The following is an 18,087-nucleotide window of genomic DNA, read 5'->3' on the forward strand; positions in this document are numbered from 1 at the left end:
GGTCAATGTGTCAATTAGATAATTGGGAAATGCGAAAATTATCTAATCAACTAATTTTCTCATTGGCACATTCATAACTTATATATTAAGATACTTGTCTAAATAATCTGATCGTTCTTTTAAGCTGTTAATATAGGTATCTTCCTGATGTTCGGAAATAATTTCATAACCGTATCTTCTGTAGGTTTGGATAATTTCATTAATGGCTCCTAAACCAATTTTTACAGTAATCTGAACATTTTCTGTATCAGCTTCAGAAACAAAACATCCTAAAACTTTACCATTATTGCTTTCTACAATTTGAGTCACCTCGCTCATAGAATAATCCAAAAGACCTTTTTGCACAATAATAATCGCACCAGGTTCTTTTAAAAATGGAGTTTCCTGAAAGAACTTCATGATGTCTTCCATTTCGTAATACCCTATGTAATTATTATTCTCATCCAGAATTGGGAGAAGGTTGGTGTGGTTTTTTGCAAAAACTTCTAGAACATCGAGCCAGATCATTGATTTTCTGGCAAAAAAACGTTCTAAAGTATATTTGTAATCAATTGCTTTTTTTTCAATGTCAAATGTTTCAACATCATCAGAAGAGATGCTTCCGATAAAAACACCATCTTCTAAAATCGGGAAATGAGAAAAATTTACATCGACAAAAAAGTCCTGAATCGAGGCTATCGTTTCCTGACTGTCAATCGCTCTGAAATCGTTTGTGATATAGTTTGTAATTTCTGTCATAAATCAATTGAAGATATTTGATGCAAAATAATCAAAAAATACCGAAAACTGCTCTGTTTTACTTTGTATTTTTGTCGTAACAAATATAATGTTACTAGAATTAATATCCATTTATATGACAAAATTAAGTGTAAATATCAATAAAATAGCAACGCTTCGAAATGCTCGTGGCGGAAATGTTCCAGATTTATTAAAAGTTGCTACAGATATTCAGCGATTTGGAGGACAAGGAATTACAATTCATCCTCGTCCAGACGAACGCCATATTCGCTATCAGGATGCACGCGATTTAAAAGCGGTTGTTACAACAGAATATAATATCGAAGGAAATCCGCAGCATAATTTTATTGATTTGGTTTTAGAATGCAAACCAGATCAAGTTACTTTGGTTCCAGATGCAATTGGAGCAATAACTTCTTCTGCTGGTTGGGATACCATTAAAAATCAAGAATATTTAACAGAAGTTATTCAGGAATTTCAAAGAAATGGAATTAGAACTTCAATTTTTGTTGATCCGATTTTAGAAATGATTGAAGGAGCAAAGAAAACGGGGACTGATAGAATTGAACTGTATACAGAATCTTTTGCGCACCAATATAGTTTAGGTAATGAAAAAGGAATTGAACCTTACACAAAAGCTGCACTGTTGGCAAACGAATTGGGTTTAGGAATCAATGCTGGACACGATTTGAGTTTGGATAATATCAAATTTTTCAAACAAAATATTCCTGGTTTATTAGAGGTTTCGATTGGTCATGCTTTAATTTCTGAAGCGCTTTATCTAGGTTTGGATAACACCGTAAATATGTATTTGAATAAATTAAAGTAAGATTTTTTAAGTTGTAATTTAAGTAGTTGATATGATTGCAAATCAGAATCTATTGTTTTCAGAGATTAAAGAAATTATTCTGCAGTCTCGCCAGCGTGTTTTTAGAATAGCAAATTCTGTTTTGTTAGAAACATATTGGGAAATTGGAAGAGTAATTATTGAAGATGAACAAAAAGGAAAAGATCGTGCCGACTATGGAAAATCGACTTTAAAGAATCTTGCAAATCAGCTAACATTTGAATTTGGTAAAGGGTTTGATGATAGTAATTTAAGAAATATGCGTTCTTTTTATAAAATGTTTCCAATTCGTGACGCATTGCGTCACGAATTGAGTTGGACACATTATCGATTGCTGTCAAGGTTAAATTCAGAAGAAAAGGTAAGTTATTATTTAAACGAAAGCATTGAAAATAATTGGAACAGCAGAACACTTCAAAGACAAATAAATTCATTGGCTTTTGAGCGTGTTTTAGAGCATAAAAGTGTTGAAACAAAAGCAGACACAATACAAAACTTAATAAAAGATCCTTATATTTTTGAGTTTTTAGGATTGTCATCTGATACGAAGAATTCTGAGCGAACCATAGAAACATCTATAATAGATCATTTACAGCAATTTTTATTAGAGTTTGGCAAAGGGTTTGCTTTTGTGGCAAGGCAGCAGCATATTGTTACAGATACTTCAGATTTCTATATTGATCTAGTATTCTACAATTATATTTTGAAATGTTTTGTTATTATTGATTTAAAAACGGGCACTTTATCTCATCAAGATATTGGTCAAATTGATATGTATGTGCGAATGTATGATGATTTGAAAAAAGGAGAATCCGACCAGCCAACAATAGGAATTTTGCTTTGCTCGGAGAAAGACGAAACAATTGTAAAATATTCTGTACTAGCTGATAAGAAAAGTGTTTTTGCAAGTCAGTATTTACTTTATATGCCAAAAGAAGAAGATTTGAAGGCGCTTATTGAAAGTGATATTCAAAAGTTTAATCTAGAAAATGAGATCTGATTATTAATAAAATAAAAACTCTTATTAGCTCAGGAAAACATTTATAATTGTTTATTTTCGCACTTTTCTTATTAAAATATAGTGTCGAAAATAATTACTTTCCTTTGTTTCCTTTGTTTTTCTGGAGTATTTGCACAATCAAAAGCAATTATTTCGGGAAATGTAAAATCTTCTGAAAACGAAAATTTAGTTGGAGTGAATATCCTTTTCACTTCAAAGGATTCTCAAAATGTTTCTTCAACTGATGGTTCCGGAAATTTTGTTGGAAATATTCCGTTGGGTCAGATAAAAATAAAAGTCAATCAATCGGGTTATCTTTCAAAAAATCTTGAATTTGATTTGAAAAAAGATACTTTACTATCAATTATTTTAGAAAAAGATATTGCGTTTTTAAAAGAAGTCGTAATTACGAATGATAAAAAAAATCCTGTCAAAAATCTTTCGGGAGGAAAACTTTCCTTTAATGTAAAAGAGTTATCTGCGGTGCCAAGTATTTTAGGCACAACAGATATTTTGAAGATTTTACAGTTAACTCCAGGTGTTCAGAATTCAGGTGATGCAAATGGCTATTTCTATGTAAGAGGTGGAGATCCTGGGCATAATGCAATATTATACAATAATACTCCCATTTATGGAATGTCCCACTTATTAGGGATTTTTCCTTTTTACAATGCAGATCATATTAAAGATGTCGAATTTGATAAGTCAAGTTCGAATGCAAAATATGGGGGAAGATTAAGCTCAACAACATTATTGAATTCCAATAAAAAACTGCCGTCTGAATTTGGCATTCAGGGAAACGTTGGGATTTTGGCTTCACAATTGACTGTTTCAGTTCCGCTTAGCAGTAAAACAGGATTTTACATTTCTGGAAGAAAAACTTATATCGATGAAATTGTGGGGCCGATTATGAAATCTGGTTCAAAAAATAATGATGTTCAGGATATGAAATACGGTTTTTCGGATGGGAATTTTACATTTTTATCTCAAATTTCTAAAAATAATTTATTTGTTGTCGATGCTTTTGTCAGTGGAGATGAATTGAAAGTTAAAGATGAAAACCTCGCGCTTCGAACTAGTTTAAAATGGAGTAATTTTACCGTATCTCCGTCTCTTATTACAACGCTTTCTCCTAAAGTAAGTATGTCAAATGCAATTTATTTTAGCCAATATTCTAATGATTTAAGCATGGAGCAAGCGACAATTCAGTTTAACGTTTCGTCTTTTGTAAAAGATTTTGGATTTACAAATTCTGTTCGATATTCCTTTAAAAACATTCCTTTTGAATCAGGATTTCAGTATGCTTACCACAATTTACAGCCACAAAAAGTAAATGTGGAGAATTTTACAACCATAAATAATAATTCGCAAGATATTATAAATGCTAATGAAGCCGCAGTTTTTACTACAGCAAAACCTAGGATATTAGAAAATCTTACAGCAGATTTAGGGTTGCGAATTAATTATTATACATCAGGAACAGATTCTTATCTGCATTTTCAGCCGCGTGTAGTTTTGAATTATGTTTCAAACGAAAAATATTCATTTTATGCATCTTATAATAAGCAGTATCAATATTTAAGTTTAATAACAACATCAAGTGTTGGGATTCCAACAGACTTTTGGATTGCAAGTTCAGATGGTATCAAACCTCAAACATCTAATGAATTTGCTATTGGTTCTAATCAAAATATTACTAGAAATTGGAGTTCTTCTTTAGGAGGGTTTTATCGTTCGATGAAAAACTTATTGGAGTATCCTTACGGAATTACCCAGTTTAATGAAATCACAACATTCAAAAATGATATGTATGTAGGTAAAGGAAAAGCGTACGGACTTGAAATGATGCTTAAAAAAAGCAATGGAAAGTTTAGCGGTTGGCTAAGTTATACCTTAAGCTGGTCTGATAGAAATTTTGATGAACTTAATAATGGCAACACCTATTTTGCCAAATATGACAGACGCCATAATCTTTCTCTTGTCGGAATGTATGATCTGAATTCTAAATGGAATTTTGGCGTTACTCAATTATTTAGTTCAGGGAATAGGTTTACAATGCCAACTTCATGGTATTTCATTAATAATAATCCAGTGAAAGAATATTCAGGCTATAATAATGCGCAAATGCCAAATTATATCAGAACCGATATTGCGGCTAATTATTATTTTATACGAACTGCAAAAAAAGAAAGCGCTTTGAATTTTTCAATTTACAACACTTTTAATATTGCTAATCCGATTTATGTGGTTTTGGATGTTGAAGTAAACGAAAATAAAGATAAAGTAGTAGTAACCCAGAAAGAAAAAGTGCTGTATAGAATATTGCCTTCTATTAGCTGGAGATTTAAATTTTAAGAATATGAAAAAGTATCTGCTTCTTTTTTTAGGTTTAATTTTAATAAGCTGTTCTAATGATGGTTTTAAAACTGAAAAAAGTCTAGAATCGAAAATAGTGGTTGAAGGGTGGATTGAAGAAGGTGATTTTGCGAATGTTTTATTATCCAGCAGTATTCCTGTGACAGATGTCATTGATTCGACAAACGTTTTAAATCATGTGATCCGATCTGCAAAAATTACAATTTCTGATGGAGTGACCTCTGAAGTTTTGAGGGTTAAGAATGATAAAAATCGAGTGCCGCCGTTTGTTTATTTTGGTTCATCATTAAAAGGTGAAGCGGGAAAAGAATATTCATTAAAAATTGAATATTTAAATAAAACAATAGAGGCTGTAACAACTATTCCTAAAAGTGTTGCTCTAAAAAGTGCAGAATACATAAAAAGAAATCCTACAGATACAACCGGATATGTATTTGTAAAATTTGATGATCCAATTGGTGAGAAAAATTATTATCAGATTGCAACTAAAATTGAAGGTGAGGAACCCATTTTTGTTCCTTCGTTTTACGGAAATTTAGATGATAAAAATTTTGAAACTTCAGCTGTTTCTGTACAGATAAATAGAGGTGTAATATTGTTTCCTAAAACTAAATTTACGCCCTATTTTGCAGACGGGGATTTAATTCATGTAAAATTAAGAACTCAAACAAAAGAATCCTTAGATTTTTGGAATAGCTGGCAAAATGAAATTGTGAATAGCCAAAATCCAATTTATCCAGCCAATATAAGTTTAAAATCGAATATTAAAGGAGGAATAGGAATTTGGTCAGGATATGGACAAAGTACTTTAATTGTTAAGACACCACCTAAAAAAGAAAAGCCGATTTGAGTTTTCAAATCGGCCTTTTCAATTGTATTTTAAAATTATTGCTTGTTAAAAGCAGCAACAAAATCATCAAATTTAGTTTGTAATTTTTCAAATCCAGTAGAGAAATAAGCACTCATTTCAACTTCAGTGTTATCACTAAATTTTAGGTAAGTTACTTCGTCATAAGACTCTCTTGTAAATGATTCTCCTTTATCATTCCAATACCAGTATTTGTTGTTAGCATCCCACATAGGTAAGTTGAATGTGTCCCAGATAGAAGCCTCTCTTTTTTCTGAATGCTCAACAATTTCGGCGATTTTAGTACCGTCCTTTTTAGAAACTAAAATAAGCTTATAGTTTTTGTTGAAATTAGCTACATCTCCTTCAGAAGACTTTTTGTAGTAAGCATTTACAGCGGTGTAATATGCTTTAAAATCAGATTTAGGATCATAACTGTCAGGGTATACTGGGAAAACTAAGCTTTTTTCTAAAGCAGCATCCTCTGCACCAGAAGTAGCTAAATCCATATCAGCAACAATTACAAAATTGTCCATCAAAGTAGATAAACCATTAGCTTTTCCTCTATACTGAACTAATTCATCATTATCAATTAGTTTGTCAATTTCAGAATTGCTTCCAGCATTAAATGAAATTAGGCTTTTTCCGTTATAAGTAAGTGTAGCTTTAGAAGTGTTAGCTGTACCTTTTGAACCGCTCATTTCCCAAACATAACCGTCATTTAAAGACATTTTGTAAGCAAACTCGTCTGGAGACTGGTTTTTAGATGAATATTTAGCAGTTTGAGTAAATTTAGCAGCTTCTTTATTGTCTATCGTTAAAGTTGCGTCAGACGAACTAGGAAGAAAAAGGTTGTCAGATACTTCTTCAGTACCATTGTAACCGTCATAGTATTTAATTTTTACATCAGATGAAACTCCTTTAGAAGAAAAAACAGCATTGTTTGTAGTTAGAGATTCTTTAGCAGGGAAAACAAATTTCAGTTCAGTTGTTGAAGCGGTTTTATCCCAGATTTTTTTAGTGTTATTCCAAGTGTAAATACCGTAAGCACCAGCGATGTTTAAAATATCTTCAACTTCATTATCATTTTTTCCGTTAAAAATATCAACAGTGTTAATGTCTAATAAACGGTTTAAGTTTTCTATTGCTTCAATAGCGCTAGAGCTTTTAGATTTATCTAACTGAACCAACATTTCATTAGCTTCAACTTCTAATTTTGATTTTTGTTCAGTTGGAGTAAGTTTTGAGTAAGGCTGCTTTACTAAATTAGCAATTTGCTCTTCTAGAGTTGGATCGGTCGTTGGGCTGTCATCACTAGAGCAAGAAACCATAAGTTGAGAAGCAACCAATGATAACAAAATGAATTTTTTAATCATGATTTGGTGTTTAAATTAAGTTATTAAATCAAGACTTTAATACTTGATTTTGGTGCGAAAGTAGGGCTTTTAAAACGTATTACCTTACGGAAAACCGTAAAAGTAAAAATATTTTTGTGTTAAATATCTTACAATGTATTCTAGCTGTGTTTTTGAATATTTTTTGCTAATATCTTTTTTACCTTTGTAAAAAAGATATTAATACCTATATATAAATGTTATACTCAAAAATAGAAGGCGAAGGAAAACCATTTATCATCATGCACGGATTTCTTGGAATGTCAGATAACTGGAAAACACTTGCTGGGCAATATGTAGAAGCCGGATTTCAAGTTCATATTTTAGATTTAAGAAACCATGGTCGCAGTTTTCATTCAGATGAGTGGAGTTACGAAGCGATGGTTCAAGATGTGTATGAATACTGTCAAGCAAACAACCTTACACGAATTGATATTCTTGGGCATTCAATGGGAGGAAAAGTGGCAATGCTTTTTGCGACAACTCATCCTGAAATTGTAGATAAATTGATTGTAGCAGATATTGGTCCGAGATTTTACAAACAGCACCATCAGGATATTTTGGCAGGATTAAATGCTGTCGATTTTTCGATAAAACCAAGCCGAAACGATGTTGAAGAAATAGTCTCCCAATACGTTCCTGATTTTGGAACAAGACAATTTCTGCTGAAAAATTTGTATTGGGCAGCACCAGGACAATTGGCTTTTAGATTTAATCTTGAAGCATTTAACAATAATCTCGATGCTATTGGAAAACCTTTGGCAGATAATTTGGTTTTTAATAATCCGACATTATTTATTCGTGGAGGAAATTCGGGCTATATTCAAGACGAAGATGTTGATGGAATTCGTAAGCATTTTCCAAATTTAAAACTGGAAACTATTCCAAATGCTGGACATTGGCTTCATGCAGAAAATCCAAAGATGTTTTTCGAATTGACTGCTACGTTTTTAAAAGAGTAGTCGTTTTTGATGAAAATTTTATTACTTTTAAATAAATTTTAAACCTCAAGAACTATGAAATTATTACTTAGACTCCTTGTTACTGCTGCTTTAGTCTTATTATTGTCTAATATTCTGACGGGAGTGCATGTTGCTAGTTTTGGTACAGCTGTAATTGTAGCAGTAGTTTTAGGATTGCTGAACGTTTTTATAAAACCAATTTTAGTGATTTTGACCTTGCCTGTTACTTTTGTCACTCTAGGTTTGTTTTTACTGGTGATCAACGCGGTAATTATTTTACTGTGCACTAATATTGTAGGCGGTTTTGCAGTAAATTCATTTTGGACAGCATTAATATTCAGCATTATTTTGTCTATACTTCAATCTCTTACTTATAAAATACTAGGAGACGATAAATAAAAACAAATCGGCAGATTAAAACTGCTTCAAATACAATAGATTAAAAACTTGGTTGGGTTGCAAAAATTTTATAATTTTGCAACCCAATTTTATTACGTAAATTAAAGAAGAAGATGGATATTAAAAGAGTAGCAATAGACGCTGTAAACGAGACAATCGTTATGAACGTTGTTCATATGGATTATAAAGGTCAAGTAGCAAAAAGAATTAACGAAAAAATGCCTTTAGCGCAAGTAAAAGGATTTAGAAAAGGTGCCGTGCCTAAAGATCTTGTTGAAAAACAATACGGAAAAGCTATTAAGCAAGAAGAGATCAAAAAAGTAGTTGATTTGGCTTTAGAGCGTTATATTCAATCTGAAAGATTAAATCTTTTAGGAACTCCTCTTGCTAAAGTAAACGAAAATTTTAACTGGGATGCTGAAGAATTAACTTTTGAATACGAAATTGGTTTAGTGCCAAACTTCGAAATTGATCTTGAAGCTAAAAACAATATCGTAAAATATATCGTTACTGCTGACGATAAATTAATCGACGGACAAGTTGAGCGTATCCAAAAACAATTTGGAAAAGCAGTTCCACAAGAAGTATCTGATGCTAAATCTGATTTAACTGGAACTTTCTCAAATGAAGCAAACGGAATCAACAATACTACTACAATCTCTGTTGATACTTTCAGCAAAAAAGCTCAAAAACAATTCACAGGTAAAAAAGTTGGAGATGTTGTTACAGTAAGCACAAAAGGTTTATTTGAAGACGATCACCAATTAATGGATTACTTAAAAGTTGGTCACGAAGGTGTTCACGGTTTAGATGTTGAGGTAAACTTTACTATCAGCGCTATCAATGGTTCTGAGCCAGCTGAATTAAACCAAGAATTATTTGATAAACTTTTTGGTGAAGGAAAAGTAGCTTCTTTAGAAGATTTAAAAGCTAAAATTAAAGAAGATGCTGAGGCTCAATTCGCACAGCAAGCTGACCAAAAATTATTATTAGATGTTCAGGATTTCTTAATCGAAAACACAAAATTCGATTTACCAGCTGAATTCCTTAAAAAATGGTTGCAAACTGTAGGTGAGAAAAAATTAACTGCAGAAGAAGCTGAGGTTGAATACGCAAGATCTGAAAAAGGATTACGTTTCCAATTAATCGAAGGAAAAGCATTAGCTCAAAGCAATATCCAAATTACATTTGAAGATTTGAAAGAGTTTACATCAAACGCAATCAGACAACAAATGGCTCAATTTGGACAAACAAACCCAACTGACGAAGAAGTTCAAGGAATCGTGGCTAGAGTTTTATCTAACCAAGATGAGGTGAAAAGACTTTCTGAGCAAGTTGTAGCAGCTAAAATGTTAGATATCTTCAAAGAAAAAGCTAACCCAACTACAAAAGAGGTTACTTACGAAGAATTTATTGCAGCTTCTTACGGAGAATAAATTTAGTCTGAAAGTTAAAAGTTCTAAAGTCGAAAGTTAAGAGGTATACTTTTTAAAAATTAAGATTTTATTACAGAAACTGAAAGATAAAAATAATTATATTTGAACGTCAATGGAATTTTTTATTCTGTTGACGTTCTTTTTTTTGTTTCAGGTTTCAAGTTGGTAAACGTTTCTTAGAAAAAAAACTTAGAACCTTAGTAGCTTAGAATCTTAGCATCTTAAAAAAGAAGACAAATTGGCATCTCTTGTAAAAAGGTATGAACTTTGTTTAATTCGTTTTAGTCAATTTCTGACTATAGACTTTCAAACTTTATAAACTAAAAATATGAACTACGGTAAAGAATTCAAAAAATTTGCTACAAAGCACCAAGGAGTAAACGCAATGTATTACGATAAAATCGTAGCTGCAATGACGCCAACAAACATGACTCCATATATTATTGAAGAGCGTCAGTTGAATATTTCTCAATTAGACGTTTTCTCAAGATTAATGATGGATAGAATTATCTTTTTAGGAACTGGTATTGACGATCAGATTGCTAATATCGTTCAGGCTCAGTTGTTATTTTTAGAAAGCGCTGACGCTTCAAAAGATATTCAAATTTACTTAAACTCGCCAGGAGGAAGTGTTTATGCAGGTTTAGGAATTTATGATACCATGCAGTACATTAAACCAGATGTGGCAACAATCTGTACAGGAATGGCAGCTTCTATGGGAGCCGTTTTATTGTGTGCAGGAGCCGCAGGAAAACGTTCTGCATTGCCTCACTCAAGAGTAATGATTCACCAGCCATCTGGAGGAGCACAAGGTGTTGCAACAGATATGGAAATCAATTTACGTGAGATGTTGAAATTAAAAGATGAATTATACAACATCATTTCTCACCATTCAGGTCAGCCTTTTGACAAAGTACACAAAGACAGTGAGCGTGATTATTGGATGATCGCTGACGAAGCTAAAGAGTACGGAATGATTGACGAAGTATTAAGAAGAGGATAATTTTTAAAGTTTAAATTGTTTCAAGTTTCAGGTTTCAAGTTCTGTAAATAACGTGCCAACTTGAAACCTGAAACTTGAAACTTGAAACAAAAAATAAAGACTTAAGCTGCAAAGGATTAAGTTTTTAAGTTTTTATTAAATTAAAAAGCTTAGAAACTTAGTATCTTTGCAGCTTAGTAACTTAAATAAAGAATGGCAAAAGTAGTATTAGAATGTTCGTTTTGTGGAAGAAAGAAGCCAGAAACTAATTTATTAATAGCTGGTATCAATGCACATATTTGTGATAAGTGTATTGAACAGGCACACGGAATTGTTTTAGAAGAATTAAAATCTAGCGGAAGCGCAAAACTAGTTGGGGACTTAATTTTAAAGAAACCAAAAGAAATTAGAGCTTTCCTAGATCAATATGTTATTGGTCAAGATCAGACTAAAAAAGTGATGTCGGTTGCGGTTTATAATCACTACAAACGTTTAATGCAACAGCAATTAGACGATGAAGTGGAGATTGAAAAAAGCAACATCATTATGGTGGGTCAGACGGGAACTGGAAAAACATTAGTAGCAAAAACTATTGCTAAAATGTTAGATGTTCCTTTGGCTATTGTTGATGCTACAGTATTGACCGAAGCAGGTTATGTTGGAGAAGACGTTGAAAGTATTTTGACTCGTTTGCTTCAGGCTGCAGATTATGATGTAGCAAAAGCAGAAAGAGGAATCGTATTTATTGATGAGATTGATAAAATTGCCCGTAAGAGCGATAATCCATCAATAACTCGTGACGTTTCTGGAGAAGGTGTTCAGCAGGCATTATTAAAATTGTTGGAAGGAACAGTTGTAAACGTACCGCCAAAAGGAGGACGTAAACACCCAGACCAAAAATTTGTTGAGGTAAATACTCAAAATATCTTATTTATTGCTGGTGGAGCTTTTGATGGAGTGGAGCGTATTATTTCAAAACGTTTAAACCGTCAGGCAGTTGGTTATTCAACTTCTAAAAACACTGACAATATCGACAAAGACAATTTATTGCAATATATCATTCCAAAAGACATTAAAGACTTTGGTTTGATTCCTGAGATTATTGGACGTTTACCAGTTTTAACGCATATGGATCCTTTGGATAAAGCAACGCTTCGTGCCATTTTAACACAGCCTAAAAATGCGTTGATCAAACAATATCAGAAACTATTCTTAATGGATGATGTTGAGTTTACAATTACGGATGAAGCTTTAGATTTTATTGTAGATAAAGCTTTAGAATATAAGTTAGGTGCTCGTGGATTACGTTCTTTATGCGAAGCTATCTTGACAGATGCGATGTATGAATTGCCAACATCAGACGATATTAGTTTGACAATCGATAAAGAGTATGCAGAACATACGTTAAGTAAAAACTTATTGAAACGTATGGAAATTGCTTCTTAAAGTTAAGATAACTTTGTTAAAGTTTTGAATTTTAATAAAATCAATAAAAAGACCTGTTCATTTATTTGAACAGGTCTTTTTTTTTATACTTTTTTTAAACCCTATTTTCGTTTGTGCTTTTGAGTAGATCGTTAATGTGATGAGAATGTTTTTTATAATTTGTCTGGCATTTGTTTTTTCTTGTAATAAGGAAAAAAAAGAAACAACTGTTTCTGAAAACCAATAAAAAACCTAATGCGGATTATAAAAACATAAATACAATAACTAGCTAAAAGGATTATTTTGTAATAGTAAAATAAGTAGGACTAGTAATTGCTTGATCGTTAAACCAAACATTTTTTTTGCTAATAGAATTTTTTGTTCTAGAATATTCAACCTTTACGATGTCTTTTTCATTTTCATTCCATTGAATATATGTTTCAGGGAATTTTTCTCCCTCATCATAATTTAAGAAAACCCTAATTACATATCGATCTGAATTTTGATAAATAGTGAAGAAATTTGGGTAATCTAAGTTTCCTTTATATTGAGGAACCAATTTTCCGTCTAATAAAAAAAGTATTTTTATTTTACTTCGGTCATAACTGTCAGGATTGTTCGGATTTAATAAATCTTCGTTTTTAGAATTAACAATGCTGAAGTCTACAAAGGCATCAAGGCTAAATCCATCAATAGATTCTTCTTTAAAAGGATTTGAATCACAGCTAACTGAAAATAAAGTAATTAATAAAATTCCGAAAATTCTTTTCATGTTTTTAAAATTTAGAAACCGAAGCTAAAAATAAGAAAAATAGTTATAAAAAAAACATTTATTGCACTCTAAATTTTTCGCGATATTCAATAGGTTTCATGCCGACCATTTTATAAAACACTTTTCTGAAAGCTTTTGGGTCATTATAGCCTGTTTTCTCGATGATTTCTGAAATGGAAAGCTGGGTTTGCTCTAGGTATTTCTTCGAACTTTCGACTCTTATATTTTGCAAATATTCTATCGGAGGAATTCCTGTCACTTGTTTAAAACGGCGTGTCATGTTTCTGGTACTTGTCGGAATATCTTTTGTGATTTCTTCCAGTTTTTCGATGGAATGGTATTGATTCTCAATTTTTTGCTGTAACATGGCTACCAAAGAATCATTGTGCAAATGGTTGGGTCTAAAAGTGCTGAAATAGCTTTGTTTGTATCTGTTCAGGTCGATTGAGAATATTTTGGCAATTTTAACTGCCATCTCATTACCGCAGAATTTCTGAACCAAAAGAATCAGTAAGTGAAAAGTTGAGGTAGATCCTCCACTAGTGTATAAACTCCCGTCTGCAGTCAAAGTTTCTTCTGGTTTTAATTTTACCATCGGAAAAGCTTTGGTAAATGCGCTGCAGGCATCAACATGTGTAGTGGCCAATTTTTCATTCAGTAAACCAGAAGCGGCAAACAAGAAAGCTCCCGTGCAAAAACTGGCTAATTCGGCTCCAGCTTTATGCTGTTTTTGCAACCACGGAATAAAACTTTTATTCTTTTTAATCATCTCGCTCATATTATCTGTCGTAAAAGCGGGAATTAAAATTAAGTCTAGAATACTATCTGAAGTTTCAATTGCGTTGCTTTTATATCCAAATAAATTTCCTTGATCGTTTTGCTCTTGCGACTGAAAAATCATAATTTCAAATGGTTTTTCGGTTCCAGGAGTAAGTTTATTGGTAGTTTCGAATACCTCTAATATTGCCGCGATGCTCAGTAATTTATAATCGTGAGGTATGATTAAGCCTAGTTTCGTGCTCATGATATTTTGGTTTTTTGAAGTTTCAATATCTTACAAAAATAAGTAAAATGTCTTAAATGCCCCTAAAAATGACTTTTATTGGCATTTTTAAGTAATCTTAAAAAATTAAATTTGTTTTAATTAATTCGTAATTTTATAAAGATGAAAACAAAAATCTTCTTAAATCTTGCTGTAAAAGATTTAAACAGGGCAGTGTCTTTTTATAACGGACTTGGTTTTTCGACCAATCCAAAATTCACAAATGAAAAAGGAGCTTGTTTGGTTATTGATGAAAATATATTTGTGATGATTTTGGTAGAAGAGTTTTATCAAACCTTTACCAAAAAACAAATTTGTGATTCAACAACAACTAGTGAAGCTATTATTGCTATTTCTGTAGACACTCGAGAGCAGGTTGATGAAATGATGGAAAAAGCCATCAAATCAGGTGGAACAGATTATAACCAGACAAATGATTATGGCTGGATGTATCAAAGAACTTTTTTGGATGTTGACGGGCATCATTGGGAAGTTTTCTTTATGGATGAAAGTCAGATTCCAGAAAATATGTAATAATTAATACGAAACAGATCAAACAAAAGAATATTAAAAAACTATAAAAATGATAACAATTAAAAACACCGTGAATGCATCTCTTGACAAAGTTTGGAACTTTTGGAATACTCCGGAACATATTACAAAATGGAGTTTTGCTTCTCCTGATTGGCACACACCTTACGCAGAAGCTGATTTGAGAGAAGGAGGGAAATTCAAATCGACTATGGCGGCAAAAGACGGAAGTATGAGTTTTGATTTTGGAGGTGAATTTACTCTTGTAAAACCAAACGAAGCGCTTTCGTATGTTATGGGAGATGGAAGAAAAGTCGAAATTACTTTTACAAAAACAGCAGACGGTGTTGAGATAATTGAAAGTTTTGACCCAGAAACACAAAACCCAGAAGAAATGCAGCGTGCTGGCTGGCAGGCAATTCTAGATAATTTTAAAAGTTACGTTGAAGCTAATTAATTTTAGGTTCACAGGCTCAAAGTAACAAAGGTTCAAAGATTACAAACTTAAATTTGCTTATATCTCTTATATGGTTTAAAAAGAAATAAATATCTAACCCCAACAAAAAAAAACAAAAAATGACAAAACAAATATGGTTGAATCTTCCTGTAAAGGATGTGGCAAAAGCGAAAGACTTTTTCTGGAAAATTGGTTTTTCGTTTAATGAACAGCATGATACGCCAAGTTCGACGTGCATGATTGTAGGTGAAGGACATTTTGTAATAATGCTTTTTGAAGAAATGCTTTTTTCAAGTTTTTCTCAAAACAGTATTACCGATACGAAATCAAGTTCAGAAGTCTTGATTTCGATCGACGCAGAAAGTAGGGAAGAAGTTGATGAATTAGCTGAAAAAGTCAAAGAAGCCGGCGGAAACGTTTTTGCTCCTCCAGCCGAAAGTCAGGGCTGGATGTACGGTTGCGGTTTTACCGATTTGGACGGTCATCGTTGGAATGTTTTATTTATGGATTTTAGTAAATTACCAGATTAAGATGGAAAAATTAGTGTTTAATATTGAGATAAAGGCTTCTAAAGAAAAAATTTGGAAAGTCTTATGGGATGATGAAACTTACAGAAAGTGGACAAGCGCTTTTTGCGAAGGAAGTTATGCAGAATCGAATTGGAACGAAGGAGATAAAATTTATTTTTTAGGTCCTGGCGGAGCAGGAATGAATAGTCTTATTGAGACTAAAATGCCGAACGAATATATGGCTTTTAAGCATCTTGGTGAAATCAAAGATTTTAAAGAAGTGCCACCAAATGCGGAAACGGAAAAATGGAGTGGTGCATTGGAAACTTATAAACTAACTCAAAAAGGAGATGCTGTAAATCTTCATGTTGAGGTAGATGTAATCGAAAAACATATTGATTATTTCAAAGACGCTTTTCCAAAAGCGGTGGAATTGATTAAAGAATTGTCTGAGAAGTAAAAGCAAGAGAATAGAAGAAAGAAGAGCAACTAATAATTTAAAATTTATAATTAACAATTAAAAAAAATATCATGGCAACAGTAAATCCTTATTTATTATTTAATGGAAATTGCGAACAAGCATTTCTATTTTACAAATCCGTTTTTGGAGGTGAATTTCCATATATTGGAAAATTTAAAGACATGCCAAAAGAAGAAGGATGTGATCAAGTTTCTGAAGCAGACGCTGAAAGAATAATGCACGTTTCCCTTCCAATTGGAGATACTATTTTAATGGGAAGTGATAGTTCGACAAGATTTGGCGATTTGCCTATTGGAGAAAACTTTTCCGTTTCTATTAATACAGAAAGCACAGAAGAGGCAGATAGAATTTTTAACGGACTTTCTGCAGGAGGAAAAGTAGAAATGCCAATGAACAAAACTTTCTGGGGAGCTTATTTCGGAATGTTTAAAGACAAATTTGGAATCAATTGGATGGTAAATTTTGACGAAAACATGAACAAGAAATAACATAAAAGTTATGTTATTTTAATAATAAAACAGAAATGTTAAATTACTCGAAAAAGCACATGGAAATGTGCTTTTTTGTTTCAAAAAAACAATGATTATTCTTTTTTATCAACAAGAGATTGCCGATTTTTGTCGCTTCATAATCAAGAAAGAAAAATGGCAGCAGAAGATAAAGAAATTATTTTATTAAAAGTTTCTGGACACGATAAAATTGGAGTTACAGCAGGTTTAACAGCTGTATTAGCAACGTACGACGCTAATATTTTAGATATCGGGCAAGCTGATATACATGATACACTTTCCTTAGGAATTTTGTTCGAAATTGCTGCAGGTTCTTCTTCAGCGCCCGTTTTAAAAGATCTTTTGTTCAAAGCATACGAATTGGAAATCAAAGTAAAATTTATTCCGATTTCTATCGAAGATTACGAAACTTGGGTAAAATCACAATCAAAACAGCGTTATATCATCAATATTTTGGGAGAAAAACTGGCAGCATCACAATTGTCTGCAGTGACCCAAATATTGTCAGATCAGAATTTAAATATTGATTCTATTATCCGATTAACAGGAAGAACTTCTATTGTAGAAAAAGAAGAATATCCACGTTCTTGTATTCAATTGTCTGTTACAGGCGAAATTGTCGACAAGATTACCATGACAGCTAGTTTTATGGAAATTTCCAGAACGCTCAACGTTGATATCTCTTTCCAGGAAGATAATATTTACAGAAGAAACCGCCGTTTGGTTTGCTTTGATATGGATTCGACTTTAATTCAAACTGAAGTAATCGATGAATTGGCAGAATTGAATGGGGTAGGAGATCAAGTTCGTGCCATTACAGAATCGGCTATGAATGGTGAAATTGATTTCAACGAAAGTTTCAAAAAGCGTATGGCTCTTTTGGAAGGTTTAAGCGAAGAAGTGTTGCAAAACGTTGCGATTAATTTGCCAATCACGCAAGGCGCACATCGTTTGATGAAAGCTTTAAAATATTATGGTTATAAAACCGCAATTCTTTCAGGAGGATTTACTTATTTCGGAGAATATCTTCAAAAAGAATTAGGAATTGACTATGTTCATGCCAATCAATTGGAAATAAAAGATGGTAAACTAACCGGTAAATATATCGGCGATATCGTAGACGGTCAGAAAAAAGCAGAATATCTAAAAGCAATCGCCGAAAAAGAAGGAATTCACATTAACCAAACTATTGCGGTTGGAGACGGAGCAAACGATTTGCCAATGCTAAACTTAGCAGGTCTTGGAATCGCTTTCCATGCCAAACCAAAAGTAAAAGAAAGTGCTTCAACTTCAATTTCAAGTTTAGGTCTTGACGGTGTTTTATACTTATTAGGATACCACGATAGATATATCGATATGATGTAGTAATTGTCATCCTGA

Annotated in this window: 19 protein-coding genes; 15 read left to right on the plus strand and 4 right to left on the minus strand. The window is 32.5% G+C overall.

Annotation, left to right across the window (positions count from 1 at the left end; translation table 11 throughout):
• Positions 1-78 precede the first annotated feature (78 nt).
• Entirely contained in the window at positions 79-738 is a 660-nt protein-coding gene (locus PQ463_RS21465) for a CBS domain-containing protein (RefSeq protein WP_111422412.1), read from the minus strand.
• Positions 739-853: 115 nt separating this feature from the next.
• Between PQ463_RS21465 and PQ463_RS21470 the strand changes: the two genes are divergently transcribed.
• From PQ463_RS21470 to PQ463_RS21485, 4 genes are all read left to right on the plus strand, one after another.
• A complete protein-coding gene (locus tag PQ463_RS21470; protein ID WP_274255410.1) occupies positions 854-1,567 on the plus strand; it encodes a pyridoxine 5'-phosphate synthase in 714 nt (237 codons plus the stop codon).
• 31 nt (positions 1,568-1,598) lie between these two features.
• Positions 1,599-2,585, plus strand: coding sequence for a PDDEXK nuclease domain-containing protein (locus PQ463_RS21475; RefSeq protein ID WP_274255411.1), 987 nt, complete (start codon positions 1,599-1,601; stop codon positions 2,583-2,585).
• Positions 2,586-2,666: 81 nt separating this feature from the next.
• Positions 2,667-4,940, plus strand: coding sequence for a TonB-dependent receptor plug domain-containing protein (locus PQ463_RS21480; RefSeq protein ID WP_274255412.1), 2,274 nt, complete (start codon positions 2,667-2,669; stop codon positions 4,938-4,940).
• A 4-nt stretch (positions 4,941-4,944) separates the two neighbouring features.
• Positions 4,945-5,811 carry a DUF4249 domain-containing protein gene (locus tag PQ463_RS21485; RefSeq protein ID WP_274255413.1) on the plus strand — a complete coding sequence of 289 codons (867 nt, stop codon included), beginning with the start codon at positions 4,945-4,947 and terminating at the stop codon, positions 5,809-5,811.
• Between the two features lie 35 nt (positions 5,812-5,846).
• Here the strand turns inward: PQ463_RS21485 and PQ463_RS21490 are convergent, their stop codons facing one another.
• A complete protein-coding gene (locus PQ463_RS21490; RefSeq protein ID WP_274255414.1) occupies positions 5,847-7,184 on the minus strand; it encodes a hypothetical protein in 1,338 nt (445 codons plus the stop codon).
• Between the two features lie 215 nt (positions 7,185-7,399).
• On the opposite strand from PQ463_RS21490, the gene PQ463_RS21495 reads away from it, so the two are divergent.
• The 5 genes from PQ463_RS21495 to clpX all read left to right on the plus strand — a co-directional run bounded on the left by PQ463_RS21495 (position 7,400) and on the right by clpX (position 12,427).
• Entirely contained in the window at positions 7,400-8,164 is a 765-nt protein-coding gene (locus tag PQ463_RS21495; protein ID WP_274255415.1) for an alpha/beta fold hydrolase, read from the plus strand.
• Between the two features lie 54 nt (positions 8,165-8,218).
• On the plus strand, positions 8,219-8,563 hold the full coding sequence (locus PQ463_RS21500) for a phage holin family protein (protein WP_111364915.1): 345 nt from the start codon (positions 8,219-8,221) through the stop codon (positions 8,561-8,563).
• Positions 8,564-8,676: 113 nt separating this feature from the next.
• Positions 8,677-9,999 (plus strand): trigger factor, encoded by a 1,323-nt coding sequence (locus PQ463_RS21505; RefSeq protein ID WP_274255416.1) that lies wholly within the window; start codon positions 8,677-8,679, stop codon positions 9,997-9,999.
• 328 nt (positions 10,000-10,327) lie between these two features.
• Positions 10,328-11,002, plus strand: coding sequence for an ATP-dependent Clp endopeptidase proteolytic subunit ClpP (clpP, locus tag PQ463_RS21510; RefSeq protein ID WP_274255417.1), 675 nt, complete (start codon positions 10,328-10,330; stop codon positions 11,000-11,002).
• Between the two features lie 192 nt (positions 11,003-11,194).
• A complete protein-coding gene (gene clpX, locus PQ463_RS21515) occupies positions 11,195-12,427 on the plus strand; it encodes an ATP-dependent Clp protease ATP-binding subunit ClpX (RefSeq protein WP_008467306.1) in 1,233 nt (410 codons plus the stop codon).
• Between the two features lie 277 nt (positions 12,428-12,704).
• Here the strand turns inward: clpX and PQ463_RS21520 are convergent, their stop codons facing one another.
• Both PQ463_RS21520 and PQ463_RS21525 read right to left on the minus strand, forming a co-directional pair.
• On the minus strand, positions 12,705-13,178 hold the full coding sequence (locus PQ463_RS21520) for a hypothetical protein (RefSeq protein WP_274255418.1): 474 nt from the start codon (positions 13,176-13,178) through the stop codon (positions 12,705-12,707).
• Between the two features lie 58 nt (positions 13,179-13,236).
• Positions 13,237-14,202, minus strand: a complete 966-nt coding sequence (locus tag PQ463_RS21525) for a GlxA family transcriptional regulator (protein ID WP_111376680.1) — start codon at positions 14,200-14,202, stop codon at positions 13,237-13,239.
• A gap of 141 nt (positions 14,203-14,343) precedes the next feature.
• Between PQ463_RS21525 and PQ463_RS21530 the strand changes: the two genes are divergently transcribed.
• The 6 genes from PQ463_RS21530 (at position 14,344) to serB (ending at position 18,072) form a co-directional block, all read left to right on the plus strand.
• A complete protein-coding gene (locus PQ463_RS21530; RefSeq protein ID WP_274255419.1) occupies positions 14,344-14,754 on the plus strand; it encodes a VOC family protein in 411 nt (136 codons plus the stop codon).
• 49 nt (positions 14,755-14,803) lie between these two features.
• Positions 14,804-15,208, plus strand: a complete 405-nt coding sequence (locus tag PQ463_RS21535) for an SRPBCC family protein (RefSeq protein WP_111376682.1) — start codon at positions 14,804-14,806, stop codon at positions 15,206-15,208.
• Positions 15,209-15,327: 119 nt separating this feature from the next.
• Positions 15,328-15,738 carry a VOC family protein gene (locus PQ463_RS21540; protein ID WP_274255420.1) on the plus strand — a complete coding sequence of 137 codons (411 nt, stop codon included), beginning with the start codon at positions 15,328-15,330 and terminating at the stop codon, positions 15,736-15,738.
• A 1-nt stretch (position 15,739) separates the two neighbouring features.
• Entirely contained in the window at positions 15,740-16,177 is a 438-nt protein-coding gene (locus PQ463_RS21545) for an SRPBCC family protein (RefSeq protein WP_274255421.1), read from the plus strand.
• Positions 16,178-16,248: 71 nt separating this feature from the next.
• The gene (locus tag PQ463_RS21550) at positions 16,249-16,686 is read left to right on the plus strand and encodes a VOC family protein (protein ID WP_111376684.1); all 438 of its coding nucleotides are present in this window, start codon (positions 16,249-16,251) and stop codon (positions 16,684-16,686) included.
• Positions 16,687-16,842: 156 nt separating this feature from the next.
• Positions 16,843-18,072: a phosphoserine phosphatase SerB gene (serB, locus tag PQ463_RS21555; protein WP_274255422.1), complete on the plus strand. Its 1,230-nt coding sequence runs from the start codon at positions 16,843-16,845 to the stop codon at positions 18,070-18,072.
• Positions 18,073-18,087: the final 15 nt, after the last annotated feature.

Source organism: Flavobacterium sp. KACC 22763 (assembly GCF_028736155.1).
In the GTDB taxonomy this organism is placed as follows: domain Bacteria; phylum Bacteroidota; class Bacteroidia; order Flavobacteriales; family Flavobacteriaceae; genus Flavobacterium.

What these genes read in the sequence shown, in the direction of transcription:
- PQ463_RS21490 (WP_274255414.1), bottom strand. Translation starts at nt 7,184, where the DNA reads ATGATTAAAAAATTCATTTTGTTATCATTGGTTGCTTCTCAACTTATG.
- serB (WP_274255422.1), top strand. Translation starts at nt 16,843, where the DNA reads ATGGCAGCAGAAGATAAAGAAATTATTTTATTAAAAGTTTCTGGACAC.
- PQ463_RS21545 (WP_274255421.1), top strand. Translation starts at nt 15,740, where the DNA reads ATGGAAAAATTAGTGTTTAATATTGAGATAAAGGCTTCTAAAGAAAAA.
- PQ463_RS21535 (WP_111376682.1), top strand. Translation starts at nt 14,804, where the DNA reads ATGATAACAATTAAAAACACCGTGAATGCATCTCTTGACAAAGTTTGG.
- PQ463_RS21475 (WP_274255411.1), top strand. Translation starts at nt 1,599, where the DNA reads ATGATTGCAAATCAGAATCTATTGTTTTCAGAGATTAAAGAAATTATT.
- PQ463_RS21470 (WP_274255410.1), top strand. Translation starts at nt 854, where the DNA reads ATGACAAAATTAAGTGTAAATATCAATAAAATAGCAACGCTTCGAAAT.
- PQ463_RS21465 (WP_111422412.1), bottom strand. Translation starts at nt 738, where the DNA reads ATGACAGAAATTACAAACTATATCACAAACGATTTCAGAGCGATTGAC.
- PQ463_RS21485 (WP_274255413.1), top strand. Translation starts at nt 4,945, where the DNA reads ATGAAAAAGTATCTGCTTCTTTTTTTAGGTTTAATTTTAATAAGCTGT.
- clpP (WP_274255417.1), top strand. Translation starts at nt 10,328, where the DNA reads ATGAACTACGGTAAAGAATTCAAAAAATTTGCTACAAAGCACCAAGGA.
- PQ463_RS21540 (WP_274255420.1), top strand. Translation starts at nt 15,328, where the DNA reads ATGACAAAACAAATATGGTTGAATCTTCCTGTAAAGGATGTGGCAAAA.
- PQ463_RS21530 (WP_274255419.1), top strand. Translation starts at nt 14,344, where the DNA reads ATGAAAACAAAAATCTTCTTAAATCTTGCTGTAAAAGATTTAAACAGG.
- PQ463_RS21550 (WP_111376684.1), top strand. Translation starts at nt 16,249, where the DNA reads ATGGCAACAGTAAATCCTTATTTATTATTTAATGGAAATTGCGAACAA.
- PQ463_RS21525 (WP_111376680.1), bottom strand. Translation starts at nt 14,202, where the DNA reads ATGAGCACGAAACTAGGCTTAATCATACCTCACGATTATAAATTACTG.
- clpX (WP_008467306.1), top strand. Translation starts at nt 11,195, where the DNA reads ATGGCAAAAGTAGTATTAGAATGTTCGTTTTGTGGAAGAAAGAAGCCA.
- PQ463_RS21520 (WP_274255418.1), bottom strand. Translation starts at nt 13,178, where the DNA reads ATGAAAAGAATTTTCGGAATTTTATTAATTACTTTATTTTCAGTTAGC.
- PQ463_RS21505 (WP_274255416.1), top strand. Translation starts at nt 8,677, where the DNA reads ATGGATATTAAAAGAGTAGCAATAGACGCTGTAAACGAGACAATCGTT.
- PQ463_RS21495 (WP_274255415.1), top strand. Translation starts at nt 7,400, where the DNA reads ATGTTATACTCAAAAATAGAAGGCGAAGGAAAACCATTTATCATCATG.
- PQ463_RS21500 (WP_111364915.1), top strand. Translation starts at nt 8,219, where the DNA reads ATGAAATTATTACTTAGACTCCTTGTTACTGCTGCTTTAGTCTTATTA.